This window comes from Luteimonas composti (assembly GCF_042678665.1).
Classification (GTDB): domain Bacteria; phylum Pseudomonadota; class Gammaproteobacteria; order Xanthomonadales; family Xanthomonadaceae; genus Luteimonas; species Luteimonas composti.
In genome coordinates, this window is the sequence record NZ_JBHTKU010000003.1 from 77,594 (window position 1) to 93,297 (window position 15,704).

The following is a 15,704-nucleotide window of genomic DNA, read 5'->3' on the forward strand; positions in this document are numbered from 1 at the left end:
GGCATCGCAGGAGACCTCATGGATCTGAGCAGCTACTCCCCCGCCCTCGTCCTGGTCGTCATCGTCTCGCTGGCGCTGGCGCCGTTCGTCGCGGTGATGGTCACTTCCTTCACCAAGATCGTGGTGGTGCTGAGCCTGCTGCGCAATGCGCTGGGGCTGCAGCAGGTGCCGCCGAACGTGGTCATCAACGGCCTGGCGATCGTGCTGTCGATCTACGTGATGTATCCGGTGATCCTGGAAACCTACGACGCGGTGAGCGCGCACCAGCAGGGCCGGCCCGTGCCGGCCTCGGTGCAGCGCAAGATCGACGATCGCCAGCGCGAGCAGGACGCGCGCGCGGCCGCCATCGCGCGGCGTGCCGCCGAACGCGCCGCTGCACAGGCGCCGCAATCCCCGGGTCCGCTGCTGGAACCTGCGGCGGACGATCCCGCGCCCGCCAGCCCGGCGGCGGCCGATGCGCTGCGCGCGGAAGCAGAAGCTGCCGCCGCCCCCGCCGACGGCGAAGGTCCCGGCCCCCTGTTCCGCAACGTGGTGACCGGGTCCACGCCGGCCGTGGCTCCCGGCCCGGCGCGCGCGCAGGCGCCGGCGCAGGAGCCGACGCCTGCGCCGCTCGCGCCGCCCGGCAGCGACGGCGCGCGCCTGCTGGCGATGTTCGAGGCCGGCAAGGAGCCGCTGCGCGCGTTCCTGATCGCGCACTCGAGCCCGGCCGAGCGCGGATTCTTCCTGCGCAGCGCGCAGGCGCTGCTGCCCGAGGAGCGGCGCGGCTCGGTGGGCGCCAACGACTTCATCGTGGTGGTGCCCGCATTCACGGTGAGCGAGCTCACCGTGGCCTTCCAGATCGGCTTCCTGATCTTCCTGCCGTTCCTGATCATCGACCTGGTGGTGGCCAACATCCTGCTCGCGCTGGGCATGATGATGATGTCGCCCACCACCGTGTCGCTGCCGTTCAAGCTGCTGCTGTTCGTGCTGATCGACGGCTGGGCCAAGCTGGTGCACGGCCTGGTGCTGACCTACACCCCCTGACGGACGCGCGACGGAGGCGAGGATGGGCGAAACGCTCGAGCTGACCCGGCAGGCCCTGTGGCTGGTGCTGATGCTGTCCGGCCCGCCGATCGCGGCCGCGGCCATCGTCGGCCTGGTGGTGGCGTTCCTGCAGGCGGCCACCCAGATCCAGGAGCAGACCTTCGCCTACGCGCTCAAGTTCGTGGCGATCGTGCTGGCGCTGTTCGTCACCGGCGCGATGATCGGCGGCACGCTGTACACCTATTCGAACCGGATCTTCATCGAGTTCCCCAGCCTCACGCGCCGCTGATGGAGTTCTTCTCCTCCGCCGAATCCGCCATGCTGGCGCTGGGCCTGACCCTGCCGCGCATCATCGGCGCCTTCATCATGCTGCCGCTGATCAGCCCCCAGAACATGCCGGCGATGGTGCGCAACAGTTTCCTGGTCAGCCTGGCGATCGTGGCGCTGCCGATCGTGGTGCTGACCGCGCCGCCGGGCACCATGAGCACGCTGTCGTGGCCGGCGCTCGTGGTCAAGGAGCTCTTCATCGGCATCGCCATCGGCTTCTGCTTCGGCATCGTGTTCTGGGCGATCTCGGCCGCCGGCAACGTCATCGACACCCAGGTCGGCATGAGCATGGCGACCGTGTTCGATCCGATCCAGGGCCACCAGACCTCGCTGCACGCCGAGTTCCTGTCGATGTTCGCGGCCTGGGTGTTCATGGCCAGCGGCGCGTTCCTGATCTTCCTGGACCTGCTGCTGGGCAGCTACGCGATCTGGCCGCCGACCTCGTTCTACCCCGACCTGCCGGCCGCGGGCATGAACCTGTTCGTGGGCCACTTCGGCTTCTTCATGACCACGCTGCTGGTGCTGGCCGCGCCGGTGATGGTGATCCTGCTGATCGTCGACCTGGCGTTCGGCCTGGTGAACCGCTACGCGCCGCAACTCAACGTGTTCGCGCTGACCCTGCCGCTCAAGGCCTGGGCCGCGACCGGGATCATCCTGCTGCTGCTGGGGGTGTACGTGGAGGTGCTGGTGCGGCGCCTGCACGACAGCGAGGGCCTGCTGGAACTGCTGCGCACGACTTTCGGCGGCTGAGCGGGGCCCCCGGTCAGCCGCGGCGCAGCGCCTCGGCGCGCTGCAGGATCGGCGGCGGCGCGCGTTCCTCGGGAATGGCGAAGACGCCGGCGCGGCGCAGCGCCTCGCCGGGCGCGCGCGCCGAGGTCAGCGCCACCACCGGGATCGACAGCACCATGCCGGCGATCACCGGCGACATCCATGCCGCGAGGCCGGGCGAGACCAGCCAGGCCACCACCGCCGTCCCAGCGCCGAACAGGCTCAGGCCGCCGTAGCGCGCGACGAGCGCCGACAGCGGCAGGCTGCCGTCGTCGCGACGCTGCGCGTCCCAGCCCGAATCCTTGCCGGCCAGCACCTCGGCCACGCCACGCGACTGCAGGTACATGGTGATCGGCGCCATCAGCGCCGCCAGCACCGTCTCGAGCAGGGCGCCGGCGAGCAGCCGCAGCGCGCCGCCGAACCGGCGACGGGCGTCGCCGTCGACCAGCGCGGCCAGCAGGCCCATCAGCTTGGGCCCGAACAGCAGCGCCATGGTCAGGCCGAACAGCCACAGGAAACGCGACGGATCGACCTCGCGCCAGTACGCCAACGGCGCGTACCCCTCCTCGCCGGCGGCCTGCAGCGGGACCGCCAGTCCGACCAGCATCAGCATCGCCCACATCGGGGCGGTGAAGTAGTGGCCGATGCCGACCAGCATGTGCAGCCGGCTGACCGGATGCAGGCCGCGCGCGGGCACGACCAGCGAGTGCTGCAGGTTGCCCTGGCACCAGCGCCGGTCGCGCACCAGCATGTCGGTCAGCGACGGCGGCCCTTCCTCGTAGCTGCCGCCCAGGCCCGGCTCCATGTGCAGGGCCCAGCCGCCGCGTCGCATCAGCGCGGCCTCGACGAAGTCGTGGCTGAGCACGTTGCCCCCGAACGGCGCGCGCCCGTCCAGCGTCGGCAGGCCCGCGCAGGCGGCGAAGGCGCGGGTACGGATCATCGCGTTGTGGCCCCAGTAGTTGCTCTCCGCGCCGTGCCACCAGGCCACGCCGTGCGCGATCACCGGACCGTAGACGCGCCCGGAGAACTGCTGCATGCGCGCGAACACGGTATTGCCGTTGACCACCAGCGGCAGGGTCTGGATCAGGGCCACGTCCGGGTTGCGCTCCATCGCACCGGCCAGGCGGACGATCGTCGCGCCCTCCATCAGGCTGTCCGCGTCGAGGATCAGCATCTGCGCGAAGGCGCCGCCGAAGCTGCGCACCCAGCCGGCGATGTTGCCGGCCTTGCGCTCGGCGTTGTCGCGGCGGCGCCGGTAGTACACGCCGATCGAATCGCCCATCGCCCGGCGCAACGCGAGGAAGGCATGCTCCTCGGCCTCGGCGATCTCCACGCGCCGCGTGTCGCTGAGGATGAATACGTCGAAGCAGGCGCCCTGCCCGGTCGCCACCACCGACTCCAGGACCGCCTGCACGCCGGCGAAGGTGCGGCGCGGATCCTCGTTGTACACCGGCACCAGCAGGGCGGTGCGCGTCGACAGTTCCGGCAGCGGGCCATCGGTCGCCAGCCCCAGCCGCAGCGGCCGGTGCCGCAGCACGCGGAAGAAGCCGGGCACGGCGCTGGCGAACGACAGCGCCACCCAGGCGAACAGCGGCACGAACAGCGCCAGCAGCACCCCCTCCAGCAGCACGATGCCGTCCGTGCGCAGCAGCCACCACAGTTGCCAGGCCGCGGTGAGCCCCAGCAGCGCGGTCCCTCCGAAGACGGCCGCCCGGCGCAGGCCCATGCGCGGCGGGGTGCTGGGCAGCACGGGATTGGCCAGGCGCCCGTGGCGCAGGTCCTGCACCGGCATCTCCAGCGGCGCTTCCGGCGGCAGCCAGGGGGTGTGGTCCAACCGCTCCTCCATCGCCGGCGCGGCCGACACGCTCATGCCGGCCATCGCGACAGCCAGGTTTCGGACAGCGCCGCGCCATCGGCGGCGAGCAGGCGCGCACGCAGTTCCACCACCTCGGCCTGGCCGGGCAGCAGTTCGAACGACAGCCGCCAGCGGCCGTTGGCCAGGCGGTAGGCCACCGGATTGCGCAGCTCGCCCGCCGAGGCCTGCGCCTCGACGCGCGGCGCGGCATCGGGCGCGAGCGCATCCAGGCCGCCGCCGGCGAAATCGACCACGTACTGGCGCGGCGCCGGGCCGTCGGCGTCGGCCTGGCCGCTGCGCGTGGCGACCGCGCGCGCCAGCCGCGGCAGCCAGGCATGGTCGGCGCACCAGTGCAGGCGGTAGGCGAAGCGATGCTCGCGGCCGGCGGCCAGCGGCGCGCGCGGTCGCCAGAACGCGACGATGTTGTCGGCGAATTCGTTACCGGTGGGCAGTTCGACCAGGTGCACCTCGCCGGCGCCCCAGTCGCCCAGCGGCTCGACCCAGGCGCTGGGCCGCTGCTCGTAGCGCGCCTCGGCGTCCTGGAAGTCCGCGAAATCGCGCTTGCGCTGCATCAGCCCGAAGCCGCGCGGGTTGTCGTCGACGAAGCCGCTGTGCGCCACCTGCGGCGGATTGCGCAGCGGCCTCCAGACCTGTTCGCCGGCGCCGTTGAGGATGGCCAGCCCGTCGGAGTCGTGCACCGCGGGACGGAAGTCGTCGACGCCGGCGCGGTCGCCCGCATCGAACTCGAACATGCTCGTCAGCGGCGCGATGCCGGCGTTGCGCAGTTCCACCCGCGGGAACAGCCGTGCTTCGACATCCATCGTCGTTTCCTCGCCCGCGGGCGCGACGACGAAGCGATAGGCGCCGGCCACGCTGGGGCTGTCGAGCAGCGCATGCACCACCATCGACGTGGCGCCGGGCGCCGGGCGCTCCAGCCAGAACGCGCGGAACAGCGGGAATTCCTCCGGGCCCGGGTCGCCGCTGCCCAGCGCCAGACCGCGCGCCGACAGGCCGTAGGCCAGCCCGCGCGCGACCGCCCGGAAATAGCTGGCGCCGAGGAACACGCACAGCTCGTCGTAGTAGTCGGCATGGTTGAGCGGCGCATGCAGGCGGAAGCCGGCGTGGCCCAGTGCGGGATCGTCGGGCGGCGGGGTCTGCGGGCCGAAGTCGAAGCGCTCGCGGCGATACGCCAGCGGCGTGGCCCGGTCGCCGTCGACCAGGTGCAGGTCGACGCGCTCCTTGAAGATGAAGCCGCGGTGGAACAGCTGGGCCTGGAACGGGACGCCGTCCTCGCGCCACAGCGCCTGATCGGGGCGGAACCGGTAGTCGCGGAACTGGTCGTAGCTGATCGCGTCCAGCGCCGCCGGCAGCGTACGCGACGGCGGTTCGTACGGCTGGCCGGCCAGGGCGCGGGCCAGCGCGGGGACGGTGTCGGCATCGAACGGCGCGGCGGCGGCGGCGGGCGCGGCCCATGGGGCGCGCACGGGCCATGCCAGCAGCAGCGGCATCGAGATACCGGCCGCGATCAGTTGGCGGCGACGCAAGGGCGGCCTCTGGGGGAGGTGGGGAACCGCGCACCATTAGACGGGCGGCTCCTTAACGCCGCGTCAACGCGGCACGCACATCGCCTCAGCCGGCCATGCCCGAGTGCCGCAGCAGCGCGTCGATGCGGGGCGCGCGTCCCCGGAAGGCGCGGAAGTTGTCGGCCGCGCTGCGGCTGCCGCCGCGGGCCAGCACCTCGTGGCGGAACCGGCGGCCGATCTCGCCCTCCTGCCCCGGCGCCTCCTCGAACGCCGCATAGGCGTCGGCGCTCAGCACCTCGGCCCATTTGTAGCTGTAGTAGCCGGCCGCGTAGCCGCCGGCGAAGATATGGCTGAACTGGTGCTGGAATCGATTCCACGCCGGCGGCAGGTTGACCGCCACCTCGGCGCGCACCCGGTCGAGCAATGCCTGCACCTGCGCGATCGTGGGCGCGGGGCCCGCATGCAGCAGCATGTCGAACAGCGCGAACTCCAGCTGGCGCACGGTGAACATGCCGCTCTGGTAGTGCTTCGCCGCCAGCATGCGTTCGAACAGCGCACGCGGCAGTGGCTGGCCGCTGTCGACGTGGGCGGTCATCGCCTCCAGCCGCGGCCATTCCCAGCAGAAGTTCTCCATGAACTGGCTCGGCAGCTCCACTGCGTCCCACTCCACGCCGTTGATCCCGGCGACGCCGAGTTCGCCGATGCGGGTCAGGAGCTGGTGCAGGCCGTGGCCCATCTCGTGGAACAGCGTGGTCACGTCCGAATGCGTCAGCGTCGCCGGCCTGCCGTCCACGCCGCGTCCGAAGTTGCAGACCAGGTACACGACCGGCGTCTGCGCGTCCCCGGCGCGCACGCGGCGGTTGCGGCAGTCGTCCATCCACGCGCCACCGCGCTTGCCCTCGCGCGCATAGGCGTCGAGGTAGAACTGGCCGACCAGCGCGCCATCGCCGTCGACCAGGCGGTAGAAGCGCACGTCCTCGTGCCAGACCGGCGCGGTGTCCGGTTCGACGCGCAGGCCGTAGAGGTCGTGGATCAGGCCGAACAGGCCCGCGAGCACCTTCGGCTCGGTGAAGTACTGCTTCACCTCCTGCGCCGAGAAGCTGTAGCGCGCCTGCTTGAGCTTCTCCGAGACGTAGGCCAGGTCCCAGGCCTCGAGTGTTTCCAGCCCCAGCTGCTCGCGGGCGAACGCCTCGAGTTCGGCGCGGTCGCGCTGGGCATGCGGGCGGGCCCGCGCCGCGAGATCGCGCAGGAACGCCAACACCTCGTCCGGCGTGTCGGCCATCTTGGTGGCGAGCGAATAGGCCGCGTAGCCGTCGAAGCCCAGCAGCGCGGCCAGCTCGGCGCGCAGCGCGAGGATGCGCGCGATCAGGGGGCTGTTGTCGAGCGCCGGGTCCTCGCCCAGCTCGGAGGCGCGCACGGCGTTGGCGCGGTACAGCGTCGCGCGCAGCGCGCGGTCGTCGGCATAGGCCTGCACCGGCAGGTAGACCGGCATCTGCAGGCCCAGCTTCCAGCCGGCGCGGCCGTCCTTCTCCGCCGCCGCCCGGCAGGCGGCGCGCACGTCGGCAGGCAGGCCGGACAGGCGCGCCTCGTCGTCCACGTACAGCGACCAGGCATCGGTGGCGTCGAGCACGTTCTGCGAATACTTCGCCGACAGCGCGGACAGCTCCTCGCGGATCGCGGCGAAACGCGCCTTGTCGTCGTCCGGGAGTTCGGCGCCGCCGAGGCGGAAATCGCGCAGCGCATTCTCCACCACCTTGCGGCGCGCAGGGTCGAAGCCGGCGAAGTCGGGGCCGTCGGCAAGCCGGCGGTACTGCGCGAACAGCGCCAGGTTCTGCCCCAGCGCGCTCCAGAAGCGGGAGACCCGCGGCAGCGCCTCGTTGTAGGCCGCGCGCAGCTCGGGGGTGTTGGCCACCGCCTCGAGGTGGCCGACCTGGCCCCAGGCCCGGGCCAGGCGTTCGGTGGCATCGTCCAGCGGCGCCACGAAGCTGTCCCAGGTCACGGGCGAGACGGCCTCGGCTGCGCGGACGGCGGCTTCGGCCTCGGCCAGCAACGCGTCGATGGCCGGCGCCACGTGCTCCGGACGGATCGCGTCGAAACGCGGGAGGCCGGAGAAGTCGAGCAGCGGGTTGGCGGTCATGGCGGCACGGTGCGGCGGGGGAGCACGCAGGATGCCATGCCCCCCGCCGTGCCGGCGGAACGCGCGGTGACCGTGGGCGCTAGCGCCTGCCGGCGGACTGTTCCGGCAGCGGCTCGAACAGCAGGTCGTGGTAGTCGTAGCTGAAATCCGCCGTCGGCGAGGCCGCCTTCATGGTGATGCGCGACACCGCGCCCTCCGCGTCCAGCGCGAAGCTGACGTAGGCCGGCTCGATCGCGGCATCGTCCCAGTCGGCGCGGAAGGTGTCGTACTGCCAGTGGCTGAGCGTGCCGGTCATGCCGGGGGTCTGCGAGAAGTCGATCCGCAGCCGGCCGCCGGCGTGCTCGATCGCGATGGGGCCGTACCAGGCGTCTGCGTAGCGCCCTGCATAGGCGGCCAGCGGCAGCGAAGGCCGCGAGGCCTTGCGTCGCGTCGTGCCCATCGACTCCAGTGCGGCCAGGCCGCCGGCCAGGCGCGCCCGGTTCCACTCGGTGAAATCGGCGACCCAGTCGCGCGGCTCCAGTGCCAGGTAATGGTCGAGCAGTTCGTGGGCGAGGCCGCGGATCACCTCCACGTCCTCGGAGTTGATCTGCAGCGCGATCCCGGCCCCGCGCTCGGGCACCAGCGCCACGAAGGCCAGCACGCCGAACACGGCGCCGCCGTGCTGCACCACCTTCACTCCGCGGTAGTCCTGCACGTTCCAGCCCAGCGCGTAGCCGGAGAACTGCGGAGTGAGCATCGCGATCGGCTCGGGATAGGGCCGGATCGGGACCTGCACCTGCGGCGTCCACATCTCCTGCGCCGCCGCCTCGCTGTACAGGCGGCCGTTCCCGCCCGGCAGCGCGCCGCGACCCAGCTGGACCCGCAGCCAGCGCGCGAAATCGTTCGCGCTCCACGACAGCCCGCCCGCCGGCGCGCCGACCTGGCCGAGGCCTTCGCGCTCGGCCAGCCGCTGCTGCGGGCCGAGGCCGCGCAGGCGGGCATCCAGGCGCGCGTGCGGTTGCGCCCGGTTGGGGTTGGCGAAGCGGTCGTTCTCGTGGCTGACGGCCGTGCGCATGCCGAGCGGGGCGAAGATGCGCTCGCGCACGAACGACTCCCAGTCCTGCCCGCTCACCGCCGCGACCAGTTCGCCGGCGACGATGTACAGGATGTTGTCGTAGGCGTAGCCGCTGCGGAAGCTGGTGGCCGGGCGGATGTGGCGCAGCGCGCGCACGATGTCGGCGCGGCTGCGCGAGCTGCGCGGGATGAACAGCAGGTCGCCGGCGCCGAGGCCCAGGCCGCTGCGATGGACGAGCAGGTCGCGCACCGTCATCTCGCGCGTCACCCATGCGTCGTACATGCGGAAGTCCGGCAGGTGGTCGATCACCCGGTCGTCCCATCCCAGCCTGCCTTCATCGACCAGCAGGGCCAGCGCCGCCGCGGTCACCGCCTTGCCCGTCGAACCGGTGGGGAAGAGGGTGTCGGCGTCGACCGGCGCGTCGCCGCCGATCGCGCGCACGCCATAGCCCTTCGCCAGCGTGACCTGCCCGTCCTCGACGATGGCGATGGCCATGCCCGGCACGTCGCGCGAGCGCATCGCCTGCTCGACGCGGGCATCGAAGCCTTCGGGCGGCGCGGCGAATGCCGATGTGGCGAACAGGCCAGCGCCGGCGAGGGCGATGGCCATCGCGCGCAGGCGGTTGCGGATCGCGTGCATGGTGTCTCCTCGGTATGTCAGGGTGCGGCCCCGTCCGCGCGTGCGCGTTCGGGCGCGCGGCGCCACAGCAGCCACAGGCCCCAGGTCATCAGCGGCAGCACGTAGATGGCCAGGAAGTACCAGGTCAGCGTGCCGTAGCCGCGGGCGATCAGGTCGACCAGGCCCACGGCGGTGGCCGCGTACACCGCCAGCAGCATCGTCGCCACCGCGATGGCCGGGCGCAGCGCGCGCGGCATCGCGCGGCGGCGCTCCCCGTACGCGCCGGCCACGCGTTCGTTGATCGCGTGCAGCAGGGCCACGCCGGTATCGACCAGGGTCAGCATCACCGCGACCTGGAAGGCCCATTCGAACCACGGCGCCTGCAGCTTCGCCAGCAGGAAGGCGGACGGCAGCGCCTCGCCGGCGATTTCCTGCGACCAGCCCATCATCGCCACGTAGAACACCACGCCCGGCAGCATGCCCAGCGGCCCGGCCAGCGCGCCGGCGACCACCGCGTCGCGCGTGCGACCGAAGTGGCGTACGCAGAACAGCACCGCCGGGATCGTGGCGACGTTGTAGCCGGCATAGGTCACGCCGGCCCGGAACCAGCCGCCCTCGACCGGCGCGCTGGCGAAGTGGTCGCCGATGCGGTCGCCGAAGGCCAGCACGCACCACACCACGAACACCGCGTACACCAGGTACAGATAGCCCACCGAGGCCACCAGGAAGCGCTCGATGCCCGCGGCGCCGACCACGGTCAAGGCGCCGGTGGCGGCGATCATCGCCAGCGACCCGGCCAGCCGCGGCAGGCCGAACAGGCTGTGCGCGATCTCGCCCGCGGCCGCGCCCATCACCGCCAGGATCACCAGCATCAGCGCGAGGTAGCCGAGTTCGAACAGCCACCAGCCGCGACCGAGCAGCACCCGGAAGAAGGCCCGGTAGTCGAAGGCGCGCGCGCGCCGCGCCAGCTCGAAGCTGGTCATCAGCACCGCGCTCCACACCAGCATGCTCACCAGCATGCCGAGCAGCCCGCCCCAGGGTCCGGCCGGCAGGAAGAACTCGACCAGTTCGCGCCCGGTGGCGTAGCCGCCGGCGATCACCGCGGCCTGGAACACGAAGCCCGGCAGCAGGAAGCGCTGGAACCAGGTCGCGGCGGGCGTCATGCCAGGCAGGCGTCCACCAGCCGCTCGAACGCGGCGCCGCCGCGCATCGGGTCGGCGACCGGCAGGCCGAGTCGCGCGGCCAGCGCCCCGATCGCGTCCTCCGCCGCGCCGGCCGGCAGGCGCCCGGTGTTGAGGCTCACGCCCGCGCAGCGGATGCCGGGACTGGTGCGCGCGCCCAGCCGCAGGGCCAGGTCGATGGTCTCCTCGACCGAGGGCAGCGCGAAATGCGGATGCCCGAGCACCGTCTCGCGGCCATGCTCGTGGCAAACCACGACCACGTCGGGCTGGCTGCCGTGCAGCAGCGCCAGCGATACCGCCGCATAGGCCGGGTGCGAGAGCGAGCCCTGCCCCTCGATCACGTCCCAGTGCGCGGCGTCGGCGTCCGGCGAGAGCAGCTCGGCGGCGCCGGCGGCGAAGTCGGCGACCACCGCATCCATCGGCAGCCCCCGGCCGGCGATCAGGATCCCGGTCTGGCCGCTGGCGCGGAAATCGGCGTCGAGGCCGCGGTCGCGGAACGCCCGCGCGATCGCCAGCGCGGTGTACTTCTTGCCCAGCGCGCAGTCGGTGCCGACCGTCAGCAGGCGGCGGCCGCTGCGCCGGCGGCCGCTGGCGACCGGGAGGCCGGGCGGCGGTTCGCGCACGTCGATCAGGCGGCGGCCGTGGACCAGCGCGACGTTGCGCAGCGGTTCGATGTCCCCGAGCCGCGCATGCATGCCACCGATCAGGTCCAGCCCCGCCTGCAACGCTTCGAGCAGGGCCGGCAGCCAGGCCTCGGGGATGCGCCCGCCGGGGTTGGCCACGCCGATCACCATCGCGCGCGCGCCGAGCATGCGCGCGCGCGCCGGCGTCATCGCCGGCAGGCCGGCACTGACCGTGCCGCCCGCGCAGCCGTATTCGCCCACGCAGCGCTCGGGCGCCCAGTCGCGCAGGCCATACGCGGTCTTGGCGTAGCCGGGCTCGGTGATGTCGCCCAGGAACAGCAGGTAGGGCTGCGGCAGGGCCTCGGCCTCGCGCGCGATGGGGACTGCGGTCTGCATGCGGTGGCGCTCGATTCCCTGCGCGTGGAACCGCCCGGCGCGCGGGCGGACGGGAGCGTCAGAAGCGGTAGTCGACTTCCAGGCCGAGGGTGCGCGGCTGGATCGGCACGGCGGCCAGGTGGTGGGTGATGCCGGTCAGCGCGCCGGTGACGTCGGTGATCGACGAGTACGCGCGCTTGTCGCCGGCATTCCTGACGTAGCCACGCAGCGTCCAGCTGCCGTTGGACAGCGAGGCGTAGAGGTCGAACGCGCCGTAGCTCTCGATCGTCAGGGGCGCGGTGAGGGTGGTGTCGAGCACCGTGCGCGGATCGGCGACGGCGATGACCTGGCGCTCGGTGGTGGCGTTGGTGCGGTCGTCGACCCAGCAGTAGCCGCCGCCGAAACCCGCGCTCCAGCCGTTGGACAGCGCCACGGTGTAGTCGACGGTGGCCGACAGGGTCAGGTCGGGCACGTAGGGCATGCGGTCGCCGGCCAGGCCGGTATTGAGCTCGAGCACGCCGCCGGGCAGGTCCGGATCCAGCGGCACCACGATCGCCGGGAAGTCCTGGTCGAGCTCGGAATCGTTCCAGGCGCCGTTGAAGCCGAGGGTCAGCCCGCTCAGCGGACGCCACTGCAGCGAGGCCTCGACGCCGCGGCTGGTGGCTTCGCCGCCATTGACCAGGCCGCTGACGCCGTTGACCTGCGAGGCGACCTGGATGTCTTCCCAGTCGATCTGGTAGGCGACCAGGTCGAATGCCAGGCGGCGGCCGAAGCCGGCCTTCCAGCCCAGCTCGTAGCTGGTGAGGGTGGACGAATCCACCGCCGAGGGCAGGCCCACGGCCACCACGTTCGGGCCGCCGGGCTGGTAGCCGGTGGACGCCTTGGCATAGACCATCGAGTCGGGCGAGATCTGGAACTGCGGGGTGATGCTCCAGGTGAACACGTCCTCGCTGGAGCGGTTGTCCTGCACGCCGATCGGGATCAGCACGCCGCCGGTCACGTTCTGCTGGAACGACTGGTCGTTGCGCGAGAAGCGCAGGCCCGCACCGAGCTTGAAGCGCTCGGTGAAGCGGTAGCTGGCGTTGGCGAAGACCGCCGTTTCCTCGTAGGTGCTGGGGATCACCAGCTCGCCCAGCACGCCGAGGATGTCGTTCCACGGCGCCTGCAGCGGCGAACCGTCGAGCCGGTTGAGCGCCACGTACTGGTAGTTGTCGCCGTCCTCGTCGGAATGGAAGCCACCGACCAGCCATTCGAAGGGGCCACCGGACTTCGACTGCAGGCGCACCTCCTGGGTGAACTGGGTGAGCGAGAGCCGGTTGTCGAGGTACGACGAGCCGGCTTCGAGCGTCGGGTCGGCGTCGAGGAAGGCCAGCGGATACTCGCCGTAGCTCAGCGACACGTCGCTGCGGATCGCGGTGCGGGTGTCGGCGTAGCTGGTGGACGAGACCAGGTCGGCGAAGCCCAGGTCGTATTCGATGGCCAGCGAGTAGTGTTCGATCTCCTTGGAGAACGGCTCGTCGACGTAGACGCGGTTCGACAGGCCGGCCAGCGGCCTCTGGGTCGCCGCATCGACGGCGATCCTCGAGTTGTTGTCGCTCTCGACCTCCTGGCGCATCACCGCGAACTGCACGCTGGCGGCCTCGCCTTCCCAGCGCAGCGCGGCGCGCGCGCTGGTCTGGCGGCCCTGGTCGATGTCGCGGCGGCCGTCGACGAGGTTGTCGACGTAGCCCGGCAGTTCCTGCCGGGCGGCGCTGACGCGCAGCGCGAACGCGTCCTCGACGATCGGCAGGTTCATGCCGACGCGGTAGTTCAGGCCGGTCTCGCCGCTGGCCGGCGAGGACACGCCGGCGCCGACCCGGAACTCGCGCTGCGCGGTGTCGGGCTTGCGCATGCTGTACTTGATCAGGCCGCCCATCGCCCCGGCGCCGTAGAGCGTGCCCTGCGGCCCGCGCAGCACCTCGATGCTCTCGATGTCGTAGGGCAGCAGGTCGAGCTGGTACAGGGTGGCCTGCTGGTACAGGCTGTTGGAGCCGACCGGCGCGTCGTCGACATAGGTGCCCACGGTCGAGCCGGGCGAGAGCGCGGCCACGCCGCGCATCGAGACCTGCACCTGCCCGGGCGTGCCGTTGGACTGCAGCTGCAGGCCCGGCACGTAGCTGGCGTAGTCCGCCATCTGGGTGGCGTTGAGGTTCTCCAGCTGCATCTCGCCCAGGCGCGTGATCGCGGTGGCGACCTCGCGGATGTTCTCCTGGCGCTTGTTGGCGGTGACGACGATGCTGTCGAGTTCGACCGGGCCGGTCTCGGCCGGCGCTTCCTGGGCGAGCGCGGCGTTGCCGCCGGCGACCGCCATGGCGGCGACCACGGCGAGGGCAAGCCGCGAGCGGCGGGCCGGGACGGACGGGATGGATGCGGTCATGGCGTGCTCTCCGGTCGACTGCGCACCGGGCTAACCCGGTCCTGATCAGGGATCATGATCCCAATCGGAAAATTGTCAATACAAATGGAAATGCGTTGCTACGGCGACCTGCGGCCCTTCCAGCCCGGCCCGCGCACGAACCGGCCCGGCGTGGCGCCGGTATGCTCCCCGTCACGCAGCACCTGCACGCCGTTGACGAACACCTGGGACACGCCGGTGGCGTAACGCTGCGGCTCCGCGAACGTGGCGTGGTCGGCGATGGTGGCCGGATCGAACACCACGATGTCGGCATGGCAGCCCGGCTGCAGGCAGCCGCGGCCCTCCAGCTTCCAGTTGGCCGCCGGCAGGCCGGTGAGGCGATGGATGCCCTCCTCCAGCGGCACCAGCCCCCGGTCGCGCACGTAGTGGCCGAGGAAGCGGGCGACGTTGCCGTAGGCGCGCGGATGCGTGCTCGACAGCAGGAACACGCCCTCCGGCGCCGAGGACTCCGCGTCCGAACCCAGGCTCACCCATGGCTGGCGCAGCCCGAGTTCGACGTTCTCCTCGCTCATCAGGAAGTAGGCCGTGTCGACGCGGCTGTCGTCCTCGATCACCAGGTCGATCACCGCGTCTTCCCCCGTGACCCCGCGCTCGCGCGCCACGTCGGCGAGGCTGCGGCCGGTGAGCGGCTTGAGCGCGGGGTTCCTGAACCCGATCAGCAGCACGCGGCTGTCGTCGCCGGCCTGCAGGCGCAGGTTCTCCCAGCCGGCGTCCGGATCGCGCATGTCGGCGATCACGCGCGCGCGGATCGACGGGTCGCGCAGACGCGCCACCATCGCGTCGTGGCCGCCTGCCTGGACCCACGGCGGGAGGGCAGCGTCGAGGCCGGTGGCGCCGGCGACATAGGCGTACATGTTGGCGCTTACCGCCAGGCCCTCGCCGCGGGCCTGCTCGATGCGCGCGATCGCCTGCGCCATCTTCGGCCAGTTGTCCCGGCCGGCGGCCTTGAGGTGGTAGACCTCGGCGCGCTGGCCGGTGGCGCGCGCGATGGCAATGGTTTCGTCCAGGGCTTCGAGGAAGCGGTCGGCCTCGCTGCGCATGTGGGCGACGTAGCCGCCGCCGGACTCGGCCGCCGCCTGCGCCAGCGCGACCAGTTCGCCGGTGTCCGCGAACGCGGCCGGCGGATAGATCAGCGAACCGCCGACGCCCAGCGCGCCCTCGTCCATCGCCGCGCGCACCAGGTCCTGCATGCGCGCGAGCTGCTCGGCGCTGGGCGTGACGTCGTCCTCGCCCAGTTCGTGGATGCGCACCGTGGTCGCGCCGACGAAGGAGGCGACGTTGGGGGTGACGCCCTTGCGCTCGAGATGCTCGAGGTATTCGCCCAGGCTGGTCCATTCGATCGGATAGCGGATGTCGCCTTGGCGCCGCAGCGCGTCCGCCTTCATCGCGTCGTTGAGCGGACCCATCGACCAGCCCTCGCCGAAGATCTCGAGCGTCACGCCCTGCTTCGTATCGCTCATGCCGCGGCCGTCGACGACCAGCGACTCGGTCGCCCAGCTCAGCACGTTGATGAAGCCCGGAGCCACCGCCTGGCCGCCGGCGTCGACGACGCGGTCGGCCTGCGCGTCGCCGCCGGCGGGCAGCAGCGCGGCGATGCGGTCGCCCTGCACCGCCACGTCGAGGCGCCGGCCCGGGGCACCGCTGCCGTCGTACACGGTGCCGTTGCGGATCAGCAGGTCGTAGCGCGGCGCGGGCGCGGCCGCCGGCATGCCGCTGCAGGCGGCCAGGGCAAGCATGAGTACGGCAGGCACACGACGCCTCATGG

At 72.0% G+C, this 15,704-nt stretch carries 11 protein-coding genes; 3 read left to right on the top strand and 8 right to left on the bottom strand.

Features of this window, described 5'->3' with window-relative positions:
- The first annotated feature begins 18 nt into the window (after positions 1-18).
- The 3 genes from ACFQ2D_RS09185 to sctT are packed head-to-tail and all read left to right on the top strand — an operon-like array spanning position 19 to position 2,100.
- Complete coding sequence (locus ACFQ2D_RS09185; RefSeq protein ID WP_342457125.1) at positions 19-1,023, top strand: EscR/YscR/HrcR family type III secretion system export apparatus protein; 1,005 nt, start codon at positions 19-21, stop codon at positions 1,021-1,023.
- Between the two features lie 22 nt (positions 1,024-1,045).
- A complete protein-coding gene (gene sctS / locus ACFQ2D_RS09190) occupies positions 1,046-1,312 on the top strand; it encodes a type III secretion system export apparatus subunit SctS (RefSeq protein ID WP_280942213.1) in 267 nt (88 codons plus the stop codon).
- Positions 1,312-2,100, top strand: coding sequence for a type III secretion system export apparatus subunit SctT (sctT, locus tag ACFQ2D_RS09195; protein ID WP_280942214.1), 789 nt, complete (start codon positions 1,312-1,314; stop codon positions 2,098-2,100). The genes sctS and sctT overlap by 1 nt, the downstream gene beginning before the upstream one ends.
- 13 nt (positions 2,101-2,113) lie before the next feature.
- On the opposite strand, the gene mdoH is transcribed toward sctT, so the two are convergent.
- The 8 genes from mdoH to ACFQ2D_RS09235 all read right to left on the bottom strand — a co-directional run bounded on the left by mdoH (position 2,114) and on the right by ACFQ2D_RS09235 (position 15,702).
- Positions 2,114-3,988 carry a glucans biosynthesis glucosyltransferase MdoH gene (gene mdoH, locus ACFQ2D_RS09200; protein WP_280942216.1) on the bottom strand — a complete coding sequence of 625 codons (1,875 nt, stop codon included), beginning with the start codon at positions 3,986-3,988 and terminating at the stop codon, positions 2,114-2,116.
- Entirely contained in the window at positions 3,985-5,517 is a 1,533-nt protein-coding gene (locus tag ACFQ2D_RS09205; protein WP_280942217.1) for a glucan biosynthesis protein, read from the bottom strand. Before ACFQ2D_RS09205 ends, mdoH begins: the two co-directional genes overlap by 4 nt.
- 85 nt (positions 5,518-5,602) lie before the next feature.
- Positions 5,603-7,633 (bottom strand): M3 family metallopeptidase, encoded by a 2,031-nt coding sequence (locus ACFQ2D_RS09210; protein WP_280942218.1) that lies wholly within the window; start codon positions 7,631-7,633, stop codon positions 5,603-5,605.
- Positions 7,634-7,712: 79 nt separating this feature from the next.
- On the bottom strand, positions 7,713-9,326 hold the full coding sequence (locus ACFQ2D_RS09215; RefSeq protein WP_280942219.1) for a serine hydrolase: 1,614 nt from the start codon (positions 9,324-9,326) through the stop codon (positions 7,713-7,715).
- A 17-nt stretch (positions 9,327-9,343) separates the two neighbouring features.
- Entirely contained in the window at positions 9,344-10,468 is a 1,125-nt protein-coding gene (locus tag ACFQ2D_RS09220) for a YkvI family membrane protein (RefSeq protein ID WP_280942220.1), read from the bottom strand.
- Positions 10,465-11,505 carry a DUF1611 domain-containing protein gene (locus ACFQ2D_RS09225; RefSeq protein ID WP_280942221.1) on the bottom strand — a complete coding sequence of 347 codons (1,041 nt, stop codon included), beginning with the start codon at positions 11,503-11,505 and terminating at the stop codon, positions 10,465-10,467. The genes ACFQ2D_RS09220 and ACFQ2D_RS09225 overlap by 4 nt, the downstream gene beginning before the upstream one ends.
- A gap of 58 nt (positions 11,506-11,563) precedes the next feature.
- Positions 11,564-13,900, bottom strand: coding sequence for a TonB-dependent receptor (locus ACFQ2D_RS09230; protein ID WP_280942222.1), 2,337 nt, complete (start codon positions 13,898-13,900; stop codon positions 11,564-11,566).
- 98 nt (positions 13,901-13,998) lie between these two features.
- The gene (locus ACFQ2D_RS09235) at positions 13,999-15,702 is read right to left on the bottom strand and encodes an N-acyl-D-amino-acid deacylase family protein (protein ID WP_280942223.1); all 1,704 of its coding nucleotides are present in this window, start codon (positions 15,700-15,702) and stop codon (positions 13,999-14,001) included.
- Between the last annotated feature and the right edge of the window lie 2 nt (positions 15,703-15,704).